General features: G+C 51.5%; 17 protein-coding genes. 9 read left to right on the plus strand and 8 right to left on the minus strand.

Going from position 1 to position 18,225, the window contains the following annotated elements:
- The 4 genes from recG (at nt 1) to hmpA (ending at nt 5,402) form a co-directional block, all read left to right on the plus strand.
- Nucleotides 1-2,055, plus strand: coding sequence for an ATP-dependent DNA helicase RecG (recG, locus tag PEL01S_RS11805; protein WP_127460470.1), 2,055 nt, complete (start codon nt 1-3; stop codon nt 2,053-2,055).
- Nucleotides 2,056-2,193: 138 nt separating this feature from the next.
- On the plus strand, nt 2,194-2,481 hold the full coding sequence (locus PEL01S_RS11810; RefSeq protein ID WP_127460431.1) for a stage VI sporulation protein F: 288 nt from the start codon (nt 2,194-2,196) through the stop codon (nt 2,479-2,481).
- Nucleotides 2,482-2,597: 116 nt separating this feature from the next.
- Nucleotides 2,598-3,953, plus strand: a complete 1,356-nt coding sequence (locus PEL01S_RS11815) for a right-handed parallel beta-helix repeat-containing protein (RefSeq protein ID WP_127460432.1) — start codon at nt 2,598-2,600, stop codon at nt 3,951-3,953.
- Between the two features lie 198 nt (nt 3,954-4,151).
- Nucleotides 4,152-5,402, plus strand: a complete 1,251-nt coding sequence (gene hmpA / locus PEL01S_RS11820; RefSeq protein WP_127460433.1) for an NO-inducible flavohemoprotein — start codon at nt 4,152-4,154, stop codon at nt 5,400-5,402.
- Between the two features lie 37 nt (nt 5,403-5,439).
- Here the strand turns inward: hmpA and PEL01S_RS11825 are convergent, their stop codons facing one another.
- From PEL01S_RS11825 to PEL01S_RS11860, 8 genes are all read right to left on the minus strand, one after another.
- Nucleotides 5,440-5,946 carry a Crp/Fnr family transcriptional regulator gene (locus PEL01S_RS11825; RefSeq protein WP_127460434.1) on the minus strand — a complete coding sequence of 169 codons (507 nt, stop codon included), beginning with the start codon at nt 5,944-5,946 and terminating at the stop codon, nt 5,440-5,442.
- A gap of 226 nt (nt 5,947-6,172) precedes the next feature.
- Nucleotides 6,173-7,462, minus strand: coding sequence for an MFS transporter (locus PEL01S_RS11830; protein ID WP_127460435.1), 1,290 nt, complete (start codon nt 7,460-7,462; stop codon nt 6,173-6,175).
- Between the two features lie 221 nt (nt 7,463-7,683).
- Nucleotides 7,684-8,154 (minus strand): YhjD family protein, encoded by a 471-nt coding sequence (locus PEL01S_RS11835; protein WP_063177788.1) that lies wholly within the window; start codon nt 8,152-8,154, stop codon nt 7,684-7,686.
- Complete coding sequence (locus PEL01S_RS11840) at nt 8,151-9,404, minus strand: DNA polymerase IV (protein ID WP_127460436.1); 1,254 nt, start codon at nt 9,402-9,404, stop codon at nt 8,151-8,153. Before PEL01S_RS11840 ends, PEL01S_RS11835 begins: the two co-directional genes overlap by 4 nt.
- Before the next feature lie 152 nt (nt 9,405-9,556).
- The gene (locus PEL01S_RS11845; RefSeq protein WP_127460437.1) at nt 9,557-10,921 is read right to left on the minus strand and encodes a TcaA NTF2-like domain-containing protein; all 1,365 of its coding nucleotides are present in this window, start codon (nt 10,919-10,921) and stop codon (nt 9,557-9,559) included.
- Nucleotides 10,922-11,104: 183 nt separating this feature from the next.
- Nucleotides 11,105-11,689: a LysE family transporter gene (locus PEL01S_RS11850; protein ID WP_127460438.1), complete on the minus strand. Its 585-nt coding sequence runs from the start codon at nt 11,687-11,689 to the stop codon at nt 11,105-11,107.
- 40 nt (nt 11,690-11,729) lie between these two features.
- Nucleotides 11,730-12,170: an Lrp/AsnC family transcriptional regulator gene (locus PEL01S_RS11855; protein WP_127460439.1), complete on the minus strand. Its 441-nt coding sequence runs from the start codon at nt 12,168-12,170 to the stop codon at nt 11,730-11,732.
- A 208-nt stretch (nt 12,171-12,378) separates the two neighbouring features.
- On the minus strand, nt 12,379-12,888 hold the full coding sequence (locus PEL01S_RS11860; RefSeq protein ID WP_063177797.1) for an SRPBCC domain-containing protein: 510 nt from the start codon (nt 12,886-12,888) through the stop codon (nt 12,379-12,381).
- A 263-nt stretch (nt 12,889-13,151) separates the two neighbouring features.
- On the opposite strand from PEL01S_RS11860, the gene PEL01S_RS11865 reads away from it, so the two are divergent.
- The 5 genes from PEL01S_RS11865 (at nt 13,152) to PEL01S_RS11885 (ending at nt 18,211) form a co-directional block, all read left to right on the plus strand.
- A complete protein-coding gene (locus PEL01S_RS11865; RefSeq protein ID WP_127460440.1) occupies nt 13,152-14,195 on the plus strand; it encodes a YkvI family membrane protein in 1,044 nt (347 codons plus the stop codon).
- Nucleotides 14,196-14,521: 326 nt separating this feature from the next.
- Nucleotides 14,522-15,868, plus strand: coding sequence for an arsenic transporter (locus PEL01S_RS11870; protein ID WP_127460441.1), 1,347 nt, complete (start codon nt 14,522-14,524; stop codon nt 15,866-15,868).
- Nucleotides 15,869-16,105: 237 nt separating this feature from the next.
- The gene (locus PEL01S_RS11875; protein ID WP_127460471.1) at nt 16,106-16,549 is read left to right on the plus strand and encodes a hypothetical protein; all 444 of its coding nucleotides are present in this window, start codon (nt 16,106-16,108) and stop codon (nt 16,547-16,549) included.
- Between the two features lie 37 nt (nt 16,550-16,586).
- Nucleotides 16,587-16,859 (plus strand): hypothetical protein, encoded by a 273-nt coding sequence (locus PEL01S_RS11880; RefSeq protein WP_127460442.1) that lies wholly within the window; start codon nt 16,587-16,589, stop codon nt 16,857-16,859.
- Nucleotides 16,860-16,924: 65 nt separating this feature from the next.
- Nucleotides 16,925-18,211 (plus strand): glutathionylspermidine synthase family protein, encoded by a 1,287-nt coding sequence (locus PEL01S_RS11885; RefSeq protein ID WP_127460443.1) that lies wholly within the window; start codon nt 16,925-16,927, stop codon nt 18,209-18,211.
- Nucleotides 18,212-18,225: the final 14 nt, after the last annotated feature.

The following is an 18,225-nucleotide window of genomic DNA, read 5'->3' on the forward strand; positions in this document are numbered from 1 at the left end:
ATGACCTTGGATCTTTATTCGCTTCCGGTCACGAAGGTGTCCGGCGTCAAAGGCAAGAAGCCCGAGGAGCTGCTTGCGCTCGGCATCTCGAGCGTCGGAGAGCTCCTCGATTATTATCCTTTCCGCTACGAGGATTACACGCTTCGCGATTTGACGCAGGTGAAGGACGGAGACCGGATTACGGTGCAGGGCACAGTCGCAGGGGTTCCCCAAGTGCAAATGTACGGGCGTACCAAATCGCGCATGACCTGCAAAATCGTAGTCGACCCGCTCTTCATTACGGCTGTCTGGTTCAACCGGCATTTTTTGAAGGATAAGCTGACAGCCGGTACGGATATCGTCTTGACCGGAAAATGGGACCAGAAGCGGCTGCACTTGAACGTGACGGAGGTCGAATTCCCGGGCCGCGGCACGTCGCAGACCGGCACGCTGCAGCCGGTTTATTCGGTGACCGGATCGATCACGCAAAAATGGTTCCGGCAAACGACGAAGCAAGCGCTGCTGCAATTCGGCGACCTCATTCCCGAGGTGCTTCCGGGCAAGCTGCTGCGCAAATACAATCTGCTGCCCCGCAAGCAGGCGGTTGCTCTGCTGCATCTGCCGGGCAGCATGGAGCAGGGACAACGGGCGAGACGCCGGATGGTGTACGAGGAGCTGTTCTTGTTCCAGCTCAAGATGCAGGCGTACCGCACGCTGAATCACGAGCGGGCGGATGGGGTCGCGCATCCCGTAGATTTGCCGGCTGTCCGCGCGTTTGTGCGCGCGCTGCCGTTCACGCTGACGGCTTCCCAGAAAAACGTGCTGGCCGAAATTCTTCATGATCTGCAGCAGCCTTTCTGCATGAACCGCTTGCTGCAGGGCGATGTGGGCGCGGGAAAAACCGTCGTCGCGGCGGTGGCGCTTTTTGCTGTCGTCAAAGCCGGCTATCAAGGCGCGCTGATGGTGCCGACGGAAATTCTTGCGGAGCAGCACAAACGCTCGCTCGATCGCTTGTTCGAGCCGTACGGCATTCAGACGGCGCTGCTGACGGGCAGCTTGACGGAGCGGACGCGCCGGGAGGTACTCGGCTCGCTGCAGATGGGGATGGTCGACATCGTCGTCGGCACGCATGCGCTCATTCAGGAGGATGTGTTTTTTCGCCGGCTCGGGCTCGTCGTTACGGACGAGCAGCATCGGTTTGGCGTACAGCAGCGCAGCATTTTGCGCCGCAAAGGGATGAATCCGGACGTGCTTACGATGACGGCGACGCCGATCCCGCGGACGCTTGCGATCACCGCTTTTGGCGATATGGACGTCTCGACGCTGCGGGAGCTGCCTAAGGGGCGCAAGCCGATTCAGACGTACGCGGTCACGCACAATATGCTGGAGCGCGTCCTTGGCTTTATTCGCCACGAGGTGGCTGAAGGGCGGCAGGCGTATGTGATCTGCCCGCTGATCGAAGAATCCGAGAAGCTCGACGTGCAGAACGCGATCGACGTGCACGTGCAGCTTCAATTTGCTTTTCCGGAGTACAAAGTCGGGCTGCTGCACGGACGGATGGCCCCGGCGGAGAAGGACGATGTGATGCGCGAATTCAGCCAAGGCCGGCTTCACGTACTGGTCTCGACGACGGTTATTGAGGTCGGCGTGGACGTGCCGAACGCCACGCTGATGGTCGTCTACGACGCCGACCGGTTCGGATTATCGCAGCTTCACCAGCTGCGGGGCCGGGTCGGACGGGGGGAGCACCAATCGTACTGCGTGCTAATTGCCGATCCGAAGAACGAAGTCGGCAAGGAACGGCTAAAGGCGATGACGGACACGAACGACGGCTTCGAGATTGCGCGCCGCGACCTCGAATTGCGGGGGCCCGGAGATTTTTTTGGCACGAAGCAGAGCGGGGTGCCGGATTTCCGGCTTGCCGACATGGTGACCGATTTCGAAGTGATGGAACAGGCAAGAGACGACGCGGCCGGGCTTGTCAAGCAGCCGGATTTCTGGACCGAAGCCGACTACGTGCCGCTTCGTCATTATCTGCAGCGCGAGCACATCTTTGACAGCGAGATGCTGGATTAGACGAAGCCAGCCTGACGCTCCGCCTGCGGGGCGAAGGGAAAGAAGGCGGAAGAAATAGGTACACAAGGCCAAGCTCTCCGACATAGACTTACTGTGTGGTAGTTGTAAGTCTATTGCAAGAACGCGGAGGTGTGCGGCATGAGCTATACGCAGTACAGCTTTGATCCTGCGCAAATCGAGCGGATCAAGCTGAAGATGAAAAATCCGGAGACGAAAGAACGGGTCAAAATGATTTTGCAGGGCGTGACGAAGTACGATTTGCAGGACCGCGTGAAGGTTCGTCGGTTTGTCGGCATGCTGACGAAGGTGCTCGGAGAAAGAGTCACCGAACAGCAGACCGAGCAGCTCGTCCAGTTCGTCATCTCGCAAAAAATCGATCCGAACAATGCGTTTCATCTGATTAAACTGTGGAGCATGTTCCGCTAAGCGGGCATGTTCTTTTTTTGTCGGAGCGCGGGGCTTCGGCCCAATTGTCAAATGAAGCGGAGAAGGCTATAATGCTGATAGATTGCTAGATTGTGGAAGGGGGAACGATATACGATATGTCGACTTCGGAATCTTCATCTTCATCCAAAGACAAAGCAATGTCCCGCCGTGAGCTGTTGGCCACGATGGGCACGGCGACAGCCGGAATAATTCTGGCCGCCGGTACGGGTTGGAGCGGCACGGCCGCGGCAGAGCCGATGCCCAATCCGATGCAGAATCCGGGATTTCGCCCGGAATCGGTCACCTGGATTAACGTAAAAAACTACGGGGCGCAAGGGCTGGGGCGTTTTGATCAAAACGACGCGCCGGCCATTCAATCGGCCGTCGAAGCGGCGGGGCCTATGGGAGGGACCGTTTATTTGCCGCCCGGGCGCTACATTCTGAGATCCTCCATTATGCTCAGGCCAAATGTACGTTTGGTCGGAGATGGGCCAGGCGCATCCATACTGAAGGCGGCGGAGTCGAATCTATCCATGGTGATGGGGCTCGGCACGAAGAAAAATGCGGTCGAGGGACTTGGCTTCGAAGGCATGGGCGCCCTATCGCTGACAAATTCCAAGATGACGGAACGCGGCATTTATTTTGAAAAATGCGAGCACGTCTCCGTTCGGAATTGTCATTTCACCGCCATCGTCAATGGCGTGTGGCTCAACGACAGCAGGCACGTCTCGGTTAGCCAAAGCTCGTTCTCTCAGCTATTTGCTTATGAAAATTTCTACGAAGGCTACGGGATCTTTGCCGAATCGGCGGCGAATTTCCGGCTGACGGATAACCGGTTTCACTTGTTGAAAAGACCTTGCATCTATATTTCCGCGGGCAGCTCGTATTCGATCGTTTCCGATAACGTGGCGCAGCAATGTGAGGATGCTTTTATCGTAGTATCCTCCAAGCTGAAGCCGAGCTCGTACCATCGGATCGAAGGCAACATTTTGTCGGCGGAAGGGCTGGAAAACGGCGCTTTTGCGAGCAAACAGGGCATCGTGCTGCGCGATTACTGTACGGACAATGTAATCGTCCATAACGTCATTTCCCGAGCAAAAGAAGCCGGCATCTCGCTGACGGGCGACGGCGCGGCAGCCGACGAGCGGCCATTTGGCAACATCGTTTCCGGCAACAAAATCGATCAGACGGAGCGCGGCATCGTCCTGCTGAACAGCGACGTCACCACGGTGACGGGCAACGATGTGCGCCGGGTCCAAACCGGCATTGCGCTTGAAACATCCGGCAATGCCGATGGCTCCTTCAGCAGGCACAATCTCGTTACAGGCAATATGCTGTCCCGCTGTTCGGCGGCCGCCGTCCAGATCGCCGGTAGCCGCTGTGAAAATAACACGGTATATGGCAATGCCGGTACGGGTAACGGCGAAGGGCTGACCGATCAAGGGAAGGATACGTCGAAGACGGGCTTTTAACCTCTGGAACATGCAATCCCGGGATCAAATAACTCAGCAAGCGACAGCCGGTCGGAATTTTCCTAACTCCGACCGGCTGTCTGCTTGCCACAAATCGTTTTGTTTTGGTGTGATCTAAATCACAAAGGCGTTCCGGGCGTCCTTGTATACTTTCTCATGAAGGTAACGAAATCCGCAATGATGAAACGAGGGATAACGATGTTAAACGAACAGACGATTCGCATTATTCAATCGACGGTCCCGCTTCTGGAGTCGAAGGGGACAGAAGTAACGAAACGATTTTATGAAATTTTGTTCACCGAGCATCCCGAGCTGCTGAACGTCTTTAACCATACGAACCAAAAGCAGGGACGCCAGCAGACGGCACTGGCTAATGCCGTATATGCCGCCGCCGTGCATATCGATAATTTGGCTGCCATTCTGCCTGTGGTGAAGCAGATCGGGCACAAACACCGGAGTCTTGGAGTTAAACCTGAGCACTATCCGATCGTGGGCCGGACACTGCTGACGGCCATGCGTGAGGTGCTTGGCGAGGCAGCTACGGACGAGGTGCTTCAGGCGTGGGAAACCGCCTATGGCATCATTGCCGACGCCTTCATCGGCGTAGAAGCAGAAATGTACGCTCAGGCCGAGCGGCAAGCAGGCGGCTGGGAAGGATTCCGGGCGTTCCGGGTGGAGCGCAAGCAAAAGGAAAGCAGCGTCATTACGTCGTTTTATTTGGTTCCGCTTGACGGTGGCGCGATTGCCTCGTTCGAGTCTGGGCAGTATGTCAGCGTGAAGCTGGAGGTACCCGGCGAGACCTATACGCATATTCGGCAATACAGCTTGTCCGATGCGCCGGGCAAGCCGTATTACCGTATCTCTGTCAAACGCGAGGACGGTGCGCCGGACCGCCCGGACGGCAAAGTGTCCGTCTTCCTGCACGAGCGCGTGAGCGAAGGCGATACGCTATGGCTGACGGCTCCCGCCGGGGACTTCACACTCGACACCTCCGACCCGCGCCCGGTCGTATTGCTGAGCGGCGGCGTCGGTCTAACTCCGCTGCTCAGTATGCTGAAAACGCTCGGCGGAATGGCGCCGGACCGGCAGGTCACGTTCGTTCACGCGGCTCTAAACGGCGAGACGCACGCGATGCGCGCCGAGGTGGAAGAGCTGGCTCGCAGGCATCCGGGATTTTCGTACCGCTTTTGCTACCAATCGCCGACCGCTGCCGATCGGGCCGGGGATACGTTCCACAAGGAGGGCTACATCGATCTGGAGTGGTTGCAATCCGTTGTTCCTTCGCCGGATGCGGCGTTCTATTTCTGCGGACCGGTGCCTTTCATGAAGACGGTCAACCGGATGCTGCAAGCATGGGGCGTGCGCAAGGAGGATGCGCGTTACGAATTTTTCGGACCGTCAGGTTCACTGGAGGAAGCAGGAGAACCGGCGGCTCCGGCACAACGCTAGAATGCGGTTCGGGTAAACGGAACTATATGCTTAGTGGTCAGCGGTTGCTGGCTTGAGCGCGAAGCAGACGATTGACCGTCTCGCGGCGCAGCCCGATAAACTGGCCGATCTCTTCCTGTGTCAGCAGATCCGTCAAGCGGGCCGGGGCAACGTACGCTTCGAACCAAGCCTGAAGCTTCGTGAGCTTTTCTAACGGCGCAATCTGTGTCAGCTGGTCGATTCGCTGCTGCATCATTCGCAGCTTGCTCTCCAGCAGCATGGCGATCTCAAGACACGTTTGCGGTTCCCGTTGAAGCTTGGCATACCATTCTTGAGCGGGAAGCGTTTCGATCTCGCAGGTCATGAGCGCAATCGCCGTCCCGTAATATTCTTTCGGACTGATTAAGGAATGATGAGGGATCGTCTCTCCCGGAACGATAATATTGACCAGAACGGGATTTCCGTCCTCGTGAATGCGGACAATCTTAAGCAGGCCGCTCTTGATGCGGTACAGCGGTCCGGCTTCTCCTTGGCGAAACAACGTTTCGCCTTTGTGCAGCAGCATGCGTCTTCACCTTAGCTTCCATTTTTAGCGTTCCGTCTCTGCCGAGGCGGTACGCTTTTCTTTTTCCGATTATAGCACGATCCGGGGATATGCTCATAGTGAACTGAAGTAGACACTTTATATAAGCGGAAGAAAGCGAGTTCTTTAGCCTCCTCAGGGGAAATTTCGATCAATGACAACGACCGCTTACGCACCGTTCTTGAGATTGCAAGCGATGAAGGGATTTTTAGACTGAAGGCGCATTCTCCGCCGATTGTGTCTGGGATGGCGCCAATGGCTCGTCTTCCACAAAGCGGGGGAGTACGGCAAAATAGTACAAAGCGGCTAGCACGAAACACCCGCCGATGATCAGAAACAAAGCCTCAATCGAGACGACCGCAGGAAAGCTGATTCCAATCAGCCCGAGAGTAAGCGAGTGGGACAACATCATCAGCGGGCCGATCCATCCCTGTACGCGGCCCATCATTTGCGGAGCGACGATGCGCGGAAGCCATCCCCCTAAGCCGATGTTCACCGCAGGCAAAGCTAAGGCCGTCATAAAGGCGAGAACAAAGAACAGGTACAGATTTGTCATCAGCCCTGCCGTCGCAAGAAAAACTCCGCTTATCAGCAGGCCGGTTGCAATGAGCTGGTACAGCTTCATTTTGGAAGAGAGCACGGAAGCGACGAGACTGCCGGCCAAGAGGGCCACACCGACGATAATGCCAATCCATACGGAATATTGTTCGTAGTCGGTCGGCGCCAGTTTATATTTGAGGATAAAAATCGGAATGACGCTCAGCCCGCCGTTGACTATGCCGAAAATAAAAAATCCCATGACGAGCAAAAGCAGCAGCTTGTTTCTTAGAATGTAGGCGAATCCGTCTTTAAAATCGGTTGCAATCAACTTGAGCTTGAGGTCTTTCCAAGTATGCGGACCATTCGGCAGCAGCGTCTGTTGCTGGATGGAGCAGGCTTGAATCAGAAGGGCGGAGGCAACGAAGGAAAGCGCGTCAATCAGAATGGCTCCCATTATCCCGAAGCTCCAATAAGCCATGGCACCAAGCGCACCGCCGAATAGGAGGAACAAGCTGCCCATAATTTGATTAAGTCCTGCGGCAACGGTATACGTCTCTTTGTCTAAGATCCCTTGAATCAAAGAGCTTTCGGCAGGCAGAAAAAATTTGGAAATCGCGCTCCGTACAAAAAGAAAAACGAAAATAAGCGGAATCCAGTCGATCCAGACAGCGAGCAGCAGTCCGATCGAGAGGAGGGCGCTGATCCAATCGCAGTTGGCCGCAATTTTCTGCCGATTCATCCGGTCAACAACAACACCGACAATAAAAAAAACGACCAGCGTCGGCAGAGAGTACATTAATTCGGCAAGCGTTGCATACGACGGTTGACTGGAGAAACGGTGGAGCAAATAAAACATAAATGCGGTCATGCCGATAACGTTTCCCATTTGGGAAGTGAAGGTGGCAAGGAAAAGCTTAACATAATTGGGGTTTTGAAATACGACCTTCAGTTGCTTCATGATACATCTCCTTATGATCAGGCCAAAGTTCGACTGATGTAATAATATCCTCACACCTGTTCTATATGGTAATATATGAGATAAAATAAGTCTAATCTTAAATTATGAAATTAGATTAAAAATTTATAAATTATCCCAAAAATAGTTCAATAAAACAGCGGCAGTCCAGGACTTATTTTTCACGTCCATCGTTGCCGCTGTTTCGTCAACATCAATAAGATTCATTTGCCGTATGGCTCAATGAGTTGTGCAACGTCTTTTAGATACTTGGTCAAACGCACACTGATCTCTGATCGAACTACATCACGAACGATACCGAATCGTTCTTCGTAACCTCGGCATATGATTTTGTAATAAATAACGAGGTCGATCTGCTCGTCGCTAATCACTTTGATGTTTCGTTTACTTAATTCCCGACGCAGCGAATGCATGTCTTTATGAATTTGATTCATCACGGTTTGCGCGGCGATCACATATAGCCGCTTTAAGATATTGGTTGAGGCTCTTATTTCCTCAATACTCCGCTCAACCATGGTTAGCATATGAGGCAGCAGAATGTAATCCCGAGCCATCGTGTATTCCTCGGGTGTCGGTCGTGAAGCTTTGGATTCATTACGCGCCTCGTATTGCTCCGTGTGTTCCGTGAGTGTCATTTTCGACTGCCAGCGGCCATTCCCGTCTAGTTTACTCATGCCCAATGACCCCCTATTTGAGCCGCTCTTTCAAATGCCTGAGCCGTTTTTAACAAGGACGATGCCCGGATAATAGCCGTTGGTCCAAACCTCTCTTTCAGCGTATCGACTGTTTTTTCACGGTGAATCAATCGCTCTCGATTTTCAAATAAGTCCAGTTGATACACATCATCTCCCGAAAGGTCCGTGAGCGTAATATGCAAATGACTAAGGGGCAAGCCCTTCCAGTGCTCCAAAAAGAGTGAGCGTATAACCGGGCCGATTTCATGCTCCAAATGGGTAGGACGCAGCAATGTTCTTTGCCTTCCGAAGCCTGAAGACCGATGTCCGTCGGTTTCTGCAGCTCCCACTGCAACGACTCTGCCCATATAGCCGTACCGCCTGGCACGGCGGCAAACCTCCACGATAAGTTCGAGCATAAGCGGTTCAATGTCTTCGATCGTTCGATAGGCCTGCCATTTTAATGCCCTGCCGTGGTTGATCACTTTAATTTGACTTCGCATTCCGGTGACAACGGGACTCGGGTCGATCCCATTCGCCGTTTGCCAGTAATATTCCGCTTGAATGTCACTTTGCCGGCCCATCCGGCAGCGCATTCGCCTTTTGAATTCACCGAGATCGAGACGCGCTATATCGCCGATGGTGTGTAAGCCCATTCGAGCAAAATGGGAAGCCATGCGCCCGGCTACCATAAACATTTGACGGACAGGCAGGGGCCAAAGTTCTTTTTCGATATTGTCATGGGTAAGTTCAAATATACCTGCGGGTTTCTTTTTTGCGAAATTATCCGTAGCCATTTTGGCAAGGATTTTGTTGGGGCCGATACCGACACGGGACCATACTCCGGTTGAAAGCTTTACTCGGGTTTGTATTAAACGGGCAATCTCTTCAGCAGAACCGAACAAGGCCAAAGATCCTGTCACATCGAGAAACTGTTCGTCGATGGAGAACGGTTCAACTTGATCTGTAATGGATTCGAAAATTTCCGTAATGAGCAGGGATACCGAGATATATGTTTGCATTCGTGGCCGTATGACGACCAGATCCGGGCATTTGGCCAGCGCTTCACCGACTCTTTCGGCTGAAGTTACACCGCGTGATTTTGCAATCGGACAGGCAGCTAAAATAATTCCATTTCTTCGTGCCGGGTCCCCGACCGCAACGGGCTTATCCCGATATTCCGGGTGCGCTGCTTTTTCGATACTTGCGTAAAAACTTTGCCCATCTGCCATGAGAACAGTTCGTTGCATTTCATCACCTGCGAATATATGTTCGTATATCGTTATTATATAACGAACACACGTTCTTTATGCAAAGGTAAATAATTGAAATTGGCTCGCGCTGCATCGTCAAAAAACCTCCGGAATCAAAATCCGGAGGCTGGTATGGTTGTCAAGCAATCTTAGCTGTCTATGCTATCGGTTTCCTTCGCTTCAAGCAATTCGTCAATCACGAAGTCGTAATCGTCATAGTCGGTTTTCACGACTTTATATTTGGAAGTGAAGCTCTTGGTTTTGCGGCTGCCATCGCCATAGGAGATGTTGTATTTTTCCGATGTCGTAACGATGAAGGCGGAATCGCCCGATTTTTCTACCGACTTGGCTTCGGCAAGGGTCATGGATTCCTTGATCCCTTTGCTTTTCAGATATTGCATGTAATTGGCCTGTTCTTGGTGTTTCTTCGAACTCAAATACGGCGTCACGACATGGATGTTGTCTGAGGCAAGGGCCCACATATTTTTCGTCAGGAAAATCTCGACCATCAGCTTGGCCTTCTCCTCATCGCCGGATGGCTTTGCCGGACTGTCCGGAAGCGGCTTGGGATTGATCTCGCTTTTCGTCAAATCGGCCGATTCGGCTCCCGTCAATTCTACGTATTTGGCCAGCATGTTGGCGGCTTCAGTTGCATGACTTCTTTGCTCGGTCCCCTTTTTTTCTAAATATTTTCGATTGTACTCCGCGTTATCGGCCGCTTTGTAGGCAGCAGTAATAAATCCGTAGGAATACGTATTATTTTGCGCCAGCTGCTTGTTTTTCTTGATGTCGGCGATATTGCTTTCGTAACTGCTTTCGTTATATTTATAACTCTCTGCAGCCTCATGCGCAGCTTGCATTTCGGTCAAATATTTGCCGCGGGAGGTCAAAGCATCGACGAACTTGGATTGAATATCTTTTAATTTCGGCGATAAAACTACGCTCAGCACTTCGTCCTTAAGCTTGTTGTTTTTTTCGATGAGAGAGTCAACTGTGCCATAAATGGCATACATATTGTCGTTGGGCTTCTTTAACTGTCTGATTTCCGCATCGATGTTGTCGCTTCGCTGGATGACACTCTGAAGCTTTTCGATATCCTTCAACCGGTCTTTGTACTCCGCGATTGCAGTTTCCAAGTTAAGACTGGAGTAATCCTTCTTTTCCGCCGAAAGCGAAGCGTACTTGGGATTGCCGTTCAATTCCTTCACTTGGGCTTCAAAATTGATCGTTGATTTGGAGCTTTCATAAAAACCGACGATTTCCTTAAGCGTTTTTTTGTCGACAGGAGGCGTTTCGATCTGATTTTTGAATGTGGAGCCCGCCGCCTGAATCGCCTCAAAATCCTGATTGTACTGCCTGACCAACGAATCGTATTTCATGTTATTCGTAAGCTTGTAGGCAATTCCACCGGTCGCTGCCAATACAACGAGAAGCGAGCTCATGATGATGATCAGCTTCTTATTTGATTTTTTTGCCGCCGTTCCCGCCCCCGGGTTGTTTGTCGCATTGTCCATACTCGTCATTACTCCCATTCCATCTTCCGATTAGTTTCTGTCAGGTTCATAAGTTATGGGAATTTCATGATGTCGGAACCTTCTTTAGAAACAATTTCAATATCAAGTGCAATTTTCCTTCATCATTCGACAAAAAACTTAACGGATGGAGTATGGATAATGAATGGACAACGAATTTGCAACTCAGCCATTCTTTTGCAAAACCATTTTTAAGGCAAAATAAATAAATGCTGCTCCTACGAAACCATTCAAAACTTGAAGTACGAAAGGCGAAATGAATTCACGGGTCAAACTGCCCATGAATGCCACCAGAGTTAAAAAGAATACCGCTGCAAACCATGCTCCAAAACCGAATACATAGATATGTTCCCGCTTCATATTTTCTTCGGCTACCTTGGTTGAAAATACGCCTGCCCAAAAAACGATAGTCAGAGGATTCGATACCGTCAGAAGGATTGCGTAGACAAATGCATGGTTTGTGTCCCCAAAGTCTGCAATACTTAAGCTGGGCAGGAGACGAATGTCAAGCAAGCTCAGCACCAGGTTCAACCCAAACATGAATAAGACGGCGGCCCCGAACAGTCTCAAACCCCATCTCATATTTTGTTTCTCCATCACGGTTGCGATGCCGAGAATGGCGGTCACAATAAAGAACGCGTCAATCAAAGCAACACCGAGTACGCCGGTCTCGGCCGCGAAAAATCCGCGTAAGGAAGCGATTTGAAATATGAAAATACAAATGGGGCCTATGGCCAATTGTAGCATCATTCCCAATTTGAATCCTTTTGCAAAAATGTTCAGCACCTCTTCAAATATTTATATTTTCTTTCAAGGAAGAAAGAGAGATGATGGTATTGCTTTTAAGCACACCCTTAATGTTCTTTAACGTATTGGAAATAAAATGTTCCAACGCTTGGGTATCTTCCACAAGAACTTTTAACAAATAATCATATTCGCCGGCAACATGGTGGCATTCCAGGACAGAACTGCATTGAACAATAGACTTTCTGAACTCCTCGATATGTTCGGTTTGATCAATATTGACGAAAATAAAGGACAATAGCTTGCAGTTCGTCTTCATTCGATTCATTTTTATGGTGTAGGCTTCAATGATTTCCGCTTCCTCCATTTTTCGAATTCGTTCCGATACGGCCGGAATCGACAGATTTACTCTTTTGCTTATTTCGGAAGCGGTCATTCTGCTGTTTTCTTTTAAAGCATCAAGTATCGCCAGATCGATTGTGTCCAAAATTACCACCCTTTCATTAAATTTATAAATATAATTATAATCATAGGTTTTATTTTTTAAATATTTTCGTAAAAAACGTTCAATTTTTAATGAATTCATGATTATGACTTTAATTAATGAAATAAAGAGAGGTGAATTTAACGCATAACTTAAATAAATAAAGCCGCCGGCTCTGGGCCGAACGGCTTTGTTGATAACAAAATTTGTGTTATTGCATGGATTGCAAATGCTCGGCGAGACGATCCCAGGTTTCGGTGATCCCTTGCTCCATCCCCATATCGACAACGGTTTTGAGCGCTTCGGCAGAAGGGTATTGGGCCCGGTTAACAAGCCTCGTCTTGCCTTCGAATTCTGTGAAAGTCATCGTATTGAGAGCCGAGGGCATGCCTTCTGCTTCGTTGCCTTCGGCATCCGAGAAGTAATCCTTGTAGACGATTTTCTCCGCTTCGACGATTTCTTGATAGACGGCTTTGCCCCAAGATTCGAATCCGTAAAAATCGCCTTGGTTCTGATCGATACATTTCATACAGTAATGCCAGATACCGCCTGGACGAAAATCAACGTTGCAAACCGTAAGCGTCCAGCCGCGCGGTCCCCACCAGTGCTTGAGATGCTCGGCCTGTGAGAACGCTTTAAATACAAGCTCGCGCGGCGCATTGAACACACGCTCCAGAATAAGTTCCTGACCTTCTGCCTTGATCGTCATTGGGTTCGACATCCAAATTCCTCCTAATATTCGTTTCGGTACGCGTTAACTCGGTGTCTTATCTCGTTGGCCGGTACCGTATTCTTGTTTAAAAGATACCTCAAAAGGAATATTCCTGTCAAGGAATATTTAAAACGTAATTTTAACGTGCGGGCGAGCCGTAGCAAGATGGAAAGTTTGTCTCCGGGAGTCGGACAAGGCGGGAATATACAAGCCTTCCGAACATAAAATGAAGCATAAAGATTTATTTTATGCGGTTGCTTCCCGGAGGAGTTATGGTTAAAAAATCGGTCTCGATCTTGCAAATTGCAGCGACATACGCTGGAACAGTGGTGGGAGCCGGATTTGCTTCCGGACAGTCGATTATGCAGTTTTTTACGGTTTACGGGACATGGGGAACCGTGGGCATTTTGATCAGTACGTTTCTTTTTATGTGGATTGGAACTAAGATGATGGTTCTGGCGCACAGGATTCAGGCATTTTCTTATCAGGAGCTTAACACCTATCTTTTCGGCAGCGTGTTCGGGAAGGTCGCCAATGCTGCGACGTTCGCGATTTTATTCGGGATGACTTCGGTGATGCTGTCAGGTGCCGGCTCCATTTTTGAGGAACAGCTTGGTTTGCCATATCAGTGGGGCATTGTTATCAGTATCGTCCTTTGTTATCTGGTCATGACCAGAGACATGCAGGGAATTTTGGCGGTAAATTCGGTGGTCGTGCCTTTAATGCTTTGCTTCATGCTTCTCATTGCTTTGCATGTGTTCGGCGACAACGGGACGGCTCCAAGCATCGGTTGGCGAAACACGCCATGGTCCGACCTAACGTGGCTAATTCGTCCGTTTGCCTACGCCGCATTGAATTTTGCCTTTGTCCAAGCGGTGATGGTGCCGCTCGGCAGCGAGGTGCAGGACGAGAGCGCCTTGAAATGGGGCGGCTTCTGGGGTGGCGTAGCTCTTGGATTCATGCTGTTGATCAGCCACTGGGCCATGAATTCCAAGATGCCGGAAATTGCAGCGTTCGATATTCCGATGGCCGAAATTATTCGGGATCTGGGCGGAGCGGTTCATATTTTATTTTTGCTGGTCATCTATGGGGAAATTTTTACGACGATCATCGGCAACGTATTTGGGATCGCGCGTCAAATTCAAAGCCTGTTCGTTCTCCCGACCAAAGGGCTGGTGTTAGCGATTCTGCTTGGAAGCTTTCTAATTAGCCAGATCGGCTATACGCCGCTGCTTTCCTATCTGTATCCTCTGTTCGGCTATCTCGGCATGATCCTGCTTCTTTTCCTGGCGTTTAAAAGGATGCCCGGACCGTAGCCGCTCATTTAAAAAATTCATCGAAGCGCTGAGCCATGGATTGTTCATTGGCGCGGCGCTTTTTCATGCTTATGTAAGCTTATCGGAGCGGTAGGTGTCATGAAAGGACAGGCGTCCGGGAGCGGTAAATATAAACGATATCTATTAGTTGAAAATGCTAGAAATAGGAGAACGCTTAGTACTTGCTATGTCACCTATACATACAATGCAAATATAGAGTTGAGGCTTGTATCGGGGAGGAGAAGCGCGATGGTTCCTAGAGGGTAATGCGGAGGTGCTGGACTTCGGCGCAGCGGATTGCATCTTAGAAAAGAGGGCGAGGTTCTATGCATGATTTGATGATCGTTATTACTATTCTTTCCTTTTTATGCACGATTTTCTTTATCTTTTGGCGTCCTCATGTAAATGAGGCGATACCGGCGACCATCGGCGCCATATTCGTGCTGCTTAGCGGCAGCGTATCGATTGCCGATCTTGGCATGATCACCGAAACGATCGGGGGAGCGGCGGTCACCATTATGGCAACGATCGTTATGGCTATCGTATTGGAAAGCTTCGGCTTTTTTCATTGGGCGGCCGAGCAACTGCTCAAGAAATCGAAAGGATCGGGTATCCGGTTGTTCTGGTATACGAACTTGTTTTGTTTTTTGATGACGCTCTTCGTGAACAACGATGGGAGCATCTTGATTACGACACCGATTCTGTTAATGCTCCTCGGCAGCATGGGGTTTAAAAATCATCAAAAAATTCCGTATTTGCTGTCTGGAGCTTTGATCGCAACGGCTTCCAGTGCGCCTATCGGAGTAAGCAATATCGTAAACCTGATTGCCCTGAAAATTGTCGAGATGGACCTGTACATGCACACGGCCATGATGTTCGTACCGGCTTCGCTCGGGCTTCTTTTGCTGGTGTGCCTGCTGTTCGCCAGCTTCTACCGGGTACTGCCGCGCAAGCTGCCTGCCTCCCAACCCGGCTACTGGGGGTATTACAACGGAAGCCATCCGTTAAAGGAAGGAGCGCCGCCGATAGCGCCGGAACAGCAGACGAAATTCATGCGCAACATTCTCATCTTTGTGTTTGGCGTACGCGTCAGCTTGTTCGTCGCATCGTATATTCATTTTCCCGTATCCGCCACGGCTGTGATCGGCTCGGTTTTATTATTGGCGTGGCGCTGGTTCTATCTGAAGATTTCGCCTGCGGACATGCTGAAAAAAACGCCATGGTTCATCCTCGTATTCGCGTTCAGCATGTATGTGATCATTTACGGTTTGCATAATATCGGTTTAACCGCGATGCTGATCCAATATCTACAGCCGCTCGTCTCGGACAATCTAGTTCATGCGAGCGTGATTATGGGGCTGCTCTTGTCCGTGCTATCGAATATATTCAACAACCATCCGGCTTTGATGGTCGGCACCTTGACTTTAACGAACATGGGGCTGGACCCCTTGAGCTTAAAAATATCCTACTTGGCGAGCGTAATCGGCAGCGATGTCGGCTCTCTGCTGCTGCCGATCGGAACGCTGGCAACGTTGATGTGGATGCACATTCTTCAAAAAGGGAAGGTCAAAATCACCTGGAGCCAGTACTTGAAAGTAACCTCGTTCGTTATTCCGATTACCGTTTTGTTCACCTTAATTGTGTTGGCCTACTGGGTTTATTGGATTTTTTAAGTTCATAGATAAGAGGCATGGGCCTCTTTTTTTTGTTGCTTCGCCGGACCCAAGGTAAATTTTACCTTGACGTACCGTGTCAGAAACCTATAATCGATTTTGGATGCAGCTTCCGGGCCGGGGAGCAAACCGCAAGGGCGGAGGGCGAATCCTTTTTCGCCGTTGTGCGTATATGTTTGGTGAATCTCCGTGAGAAGGGCCCGTTTCCGAGAGAGAGAAAAGGAGTGCTGAAGCATGATGACACGATTGGAATACCGTTTGTATGCCGAGGGTAGCGAGACGTTCCCGCTACTGTATTATTATGACCGGATCGGCCGGGACGAGGTCGCTTTGCGATTTGCGTGCGACTATTTTATTAAGGACGGCAAGGTGTACGAGAAAACCTCGTGCGCTGTGGAGCCGGAATGTTATGTCGTCTATGTGCAGGAAGCGCTTGACGAGCGGACGATGCTGTGGAGCAAGCCGGAAGGTCCCCGCGGTGTTCGCCTGGAGCTGAGGGAATACCGCGAATGGACGTCGGATTACCGGCTGGTGCATACGTTTACATTTCCCGATACGCTGGAGGCGATGTTAAACCTTCAGGCGAATTATTTGTATGCGGAGGGCCGGGAATGGCAGCGCACTTCCGCCGAAATCGACGAAGACCGGGAGACGTATGTATATTACGCCGTGCCGGTGTAGCCGCAATTTCAAACCGGGAAAACAGGAGTGACGAAGAATGGAACAGCAAAAAAGCAGCAGGACACGCAAACTGGTAGCGCTGTTCGTGGCGTCGACACTGGTGCTCGGCGGTACGGCGGGCTGCTCCAATTCCCAGAACTGCACCGATCGAAACGGGGACGGTTACTGCGACAACGGCAGCAGCGGCTCGTCCGGAGGACATTATTACGGCGGCGGGGGCTCGGGCGGAAGCTCCTCTAAAGCTTCTTCTGGCAGCTCTTCCGGGATCAGCAAAGGCGGGATCGGCGGCAGCGGCAGCTCAAGCTCCTAGCGCCAGAGCTGCATGGGCGGTCCGACGACGATAAAAAGCAACGATCAGAGAGGAGGCGTGCGGGCATGAGCAAGGCAAAGACGCTTCGGCCGGACGCTTCTTACGAGGAACGCCGGGAAGCGATCTACGGGCCGCTGCGGCAAGAAGGTATTTTTACATGGGACTGCTTATACGATCAGGAATATGCGCTCGCCGGCTTGTACCGGTTGGAGCGGGCACAGCTGGCGGAAATGCGCAAAGCCGCCGAAGCGTTAGGACGCATCTATGCCAGGACTGTCCGGATCGTCCAGCAGGGCGAACCGGCGCTTTTGGCTGAACTGGGACTGCCTCCCGCGTCGTTCGGCGCCATTCGTCTCCGGTTCGATGAAGACATCCCGACGCTAATCGGGCGGTTCGATTTTGCATTGACGCCGCAGGGGCTCAAGATGCTTGAGTTTAACAGCGATACGCCGACGGGGATCGTCGAAGCTTTTCATGCGAACGGCCGGGTGTGCGCCGCCTATGGCGAAGAGGACCCGAACGAAGGCTGCAGCGGGGATTTCCGGCAGGCGTTCAAACGGATGCTTGACCTATACCGCGAAGCGGGCTATGCGTCCGAGCATGTCGTATTCAGCTCGCTCGATTGGCATGAGGAGGATGCCGGAACGACTCGCTATCTCCTGAAGCAATCCGGGATTGCCGGCGCGGAATTTGCAGCGCTGTCCGATCTCCGTGTGGAGGGAGACCGGATATGGGCGCAGCCTGATGCCGATGACGAAGAAACGGCAGCTGGATGTCCGATTGATGTGTTGTACCGGCTGCATGCGATCGAGAAGCTGGCTGAAGACCGGGATACGGACGGCTATCCGACCGGCGAGCATGTGCTGGAATTAATCGCGGCGCGCAAGCTGGCGATCATTAATCCGCCCTCGGGGTTCGCCGCTCAGACGAAGGCGCTCCAGGCGCTGATCTGGAATTTGCATCAAGCGGGGGAGTTTTACACGGAAGAGGAGCATGAGACGATCGAAGCCTACATGCTGCCGACGTTTATGGAGCCGTGCTTCCCCGAAGGCACGCCTTATGTGGCGAAGCCGATTCTGGGACGCGAAGGCAGCGGGGTCACGATCTATGCGGGAAGCGGGGATATTGCGGAGGCGAGCGGGGAAGACGAATACGGGGATCAGCCGATGGTCTACCAGCAATATGCCGAGCTGCCCCGCATCCGGGTGGAAACGTTAAACGGCCCGTACGACGGTCGGCTGCTCTGGGGCTGCTTTCTGATCGACGGCCGAAGCTCGGCCGTGGTTGCGCGCGTCGGCGGGAGCATCACGAACAATTTGTCCTATTATTTGCCTTCGTCGGTCATAGGCTAGGCCTGCAGATAAGA

It is taken from the genome of Paenibacillus elgii NBRC 100335 (genome assembly GCF_004000865.1).
Lineage (GTDB): Bacteria > Bacillota > Bacilli > Paenibacillales > NBRC-103111 > Paenibacillus_G > Paenibacillus_G elgii.

What these genes read in the sequence shown, in the direction of transcription:
- recG (WP_127460470.1), top strand. Translation starts at nt 1, where the DNA reads ATGACCTTGGATCTTTATTCGCTTCCGGTCACGAAGGTGTCCGGCGTC.
- PEL01S_RS11810 (WP_127460431.1), top strand. Translation starts at nt 2,194, where the DNA reads ATGAGCTATACGCAGTACAGCTTTGATCCTGCGCAAATCGAGCGGATC.
- PEL01S_RS11815 (WP_127460432.1), top strand. Translation starts at nt 2,598, where the DNA reads ATGTCGACTTCGGAATCTTCATCTTCATCCAAAGACAAAGCAATGTCC.
- hmpA (WP_127460433.1), top strand. Translation starts at nt 4,152, where the DNA reads ATGTTAAACGAACAGACGATTCGCATTATTCAATCGACGGTCCCGCTT.
- PEL01S_RS11825 (WP_127460434.1), bottom strand. Translation starts at nt 5,946, where the DNA reads ATGCTGCTGCACAAAGGCGAAACGTTGTTTCGCCAAGGAGAAGCCGGA.
- PEL01S_RS11830 (WP_127460435.1), bottom strand. Translation starts at nt 7,462, where the DNA reads ATGAAGCAACTGAAGGTCGTATTTCAAAACCCCAATTATGTTAAGCTT.
- PEL01S_RS11835 (WP_063177788.1), bottom strand. Translation starts at nt 8,154, where the DNA reads ATGAGTAAACTAGACGGGAATGGCCGCTGGCAGTCGAAAATGACACTC.
- PEL01S_RS11840 (WP_127460436.1), bottom strand. Translation starts at nt 9,404, where the DNA reads ATGCAACGAACTGTTCTCATGGCAGATGGGCAAAGTTTTTACGCAAGT.
- PEL01S_RS11845 (WP_127460437.1), bottom strand. Translation starts at nt 10,921, where the DNA reads ATGGACAATGCGACAAACAACCCGGGGGCGGGAACGGCGGCAAAAAAA.
- PEL01S_RS11850 (WP_127460438.1), bottom strand. Translation starts at nt 11,689, where the DNA reads ATGATGCTACAATTGGCCATAGGCCCCATTTGTATTTTCATATTTCAA.
- PEL01S_RS11860 (WP_063177797.1), bottom strand. Translation starts at nt 12,888, where the DNA reads ATGTCGAACCCAATGACGATCAAGGCAGAAGGTCAGGAACTTATTCTG.
- PEL01S_RS11865 (WP_127460440.1), top strand. Translation starts at nt 13,152, where the DNA reads ATGGTTAAAAAATCGGTCTCGATCTTGCAAATTGCAGCGACATACGCT.
- PEL01S_RS11870 (WP_127460441.1), top strand. Translation starts at nt 14,522, where the DNA reads ATGCATGATTTGATGATCGTTATTACTATTCTTTCCTTTTTATGCACG.
- PEL01S_RS11875 (WP_127460471.1), top strand. Translation starts at nt 16,106, where the DNA reads ATGACACGATTGGAATACCGTTTGTATGCCGAGGGTAGCGAGACGTTC.
- PEL01S_RS11880 (WP_127460442.1), top strand. Translation starts at nt 16,587, where the DNA reads ATGGAACAGCAAAAAAGCAGCAGGACACGCAAACTGGTAGCGCTGTTC.
- PEL01S_RS11885 (WP_127460443.1), top strand. Translation starts at nt 16,925, where the DNA reads ATGAGCAAGGCAAAGACGCTTCGGCCGGACGCTTCTTACGAGGAACGC.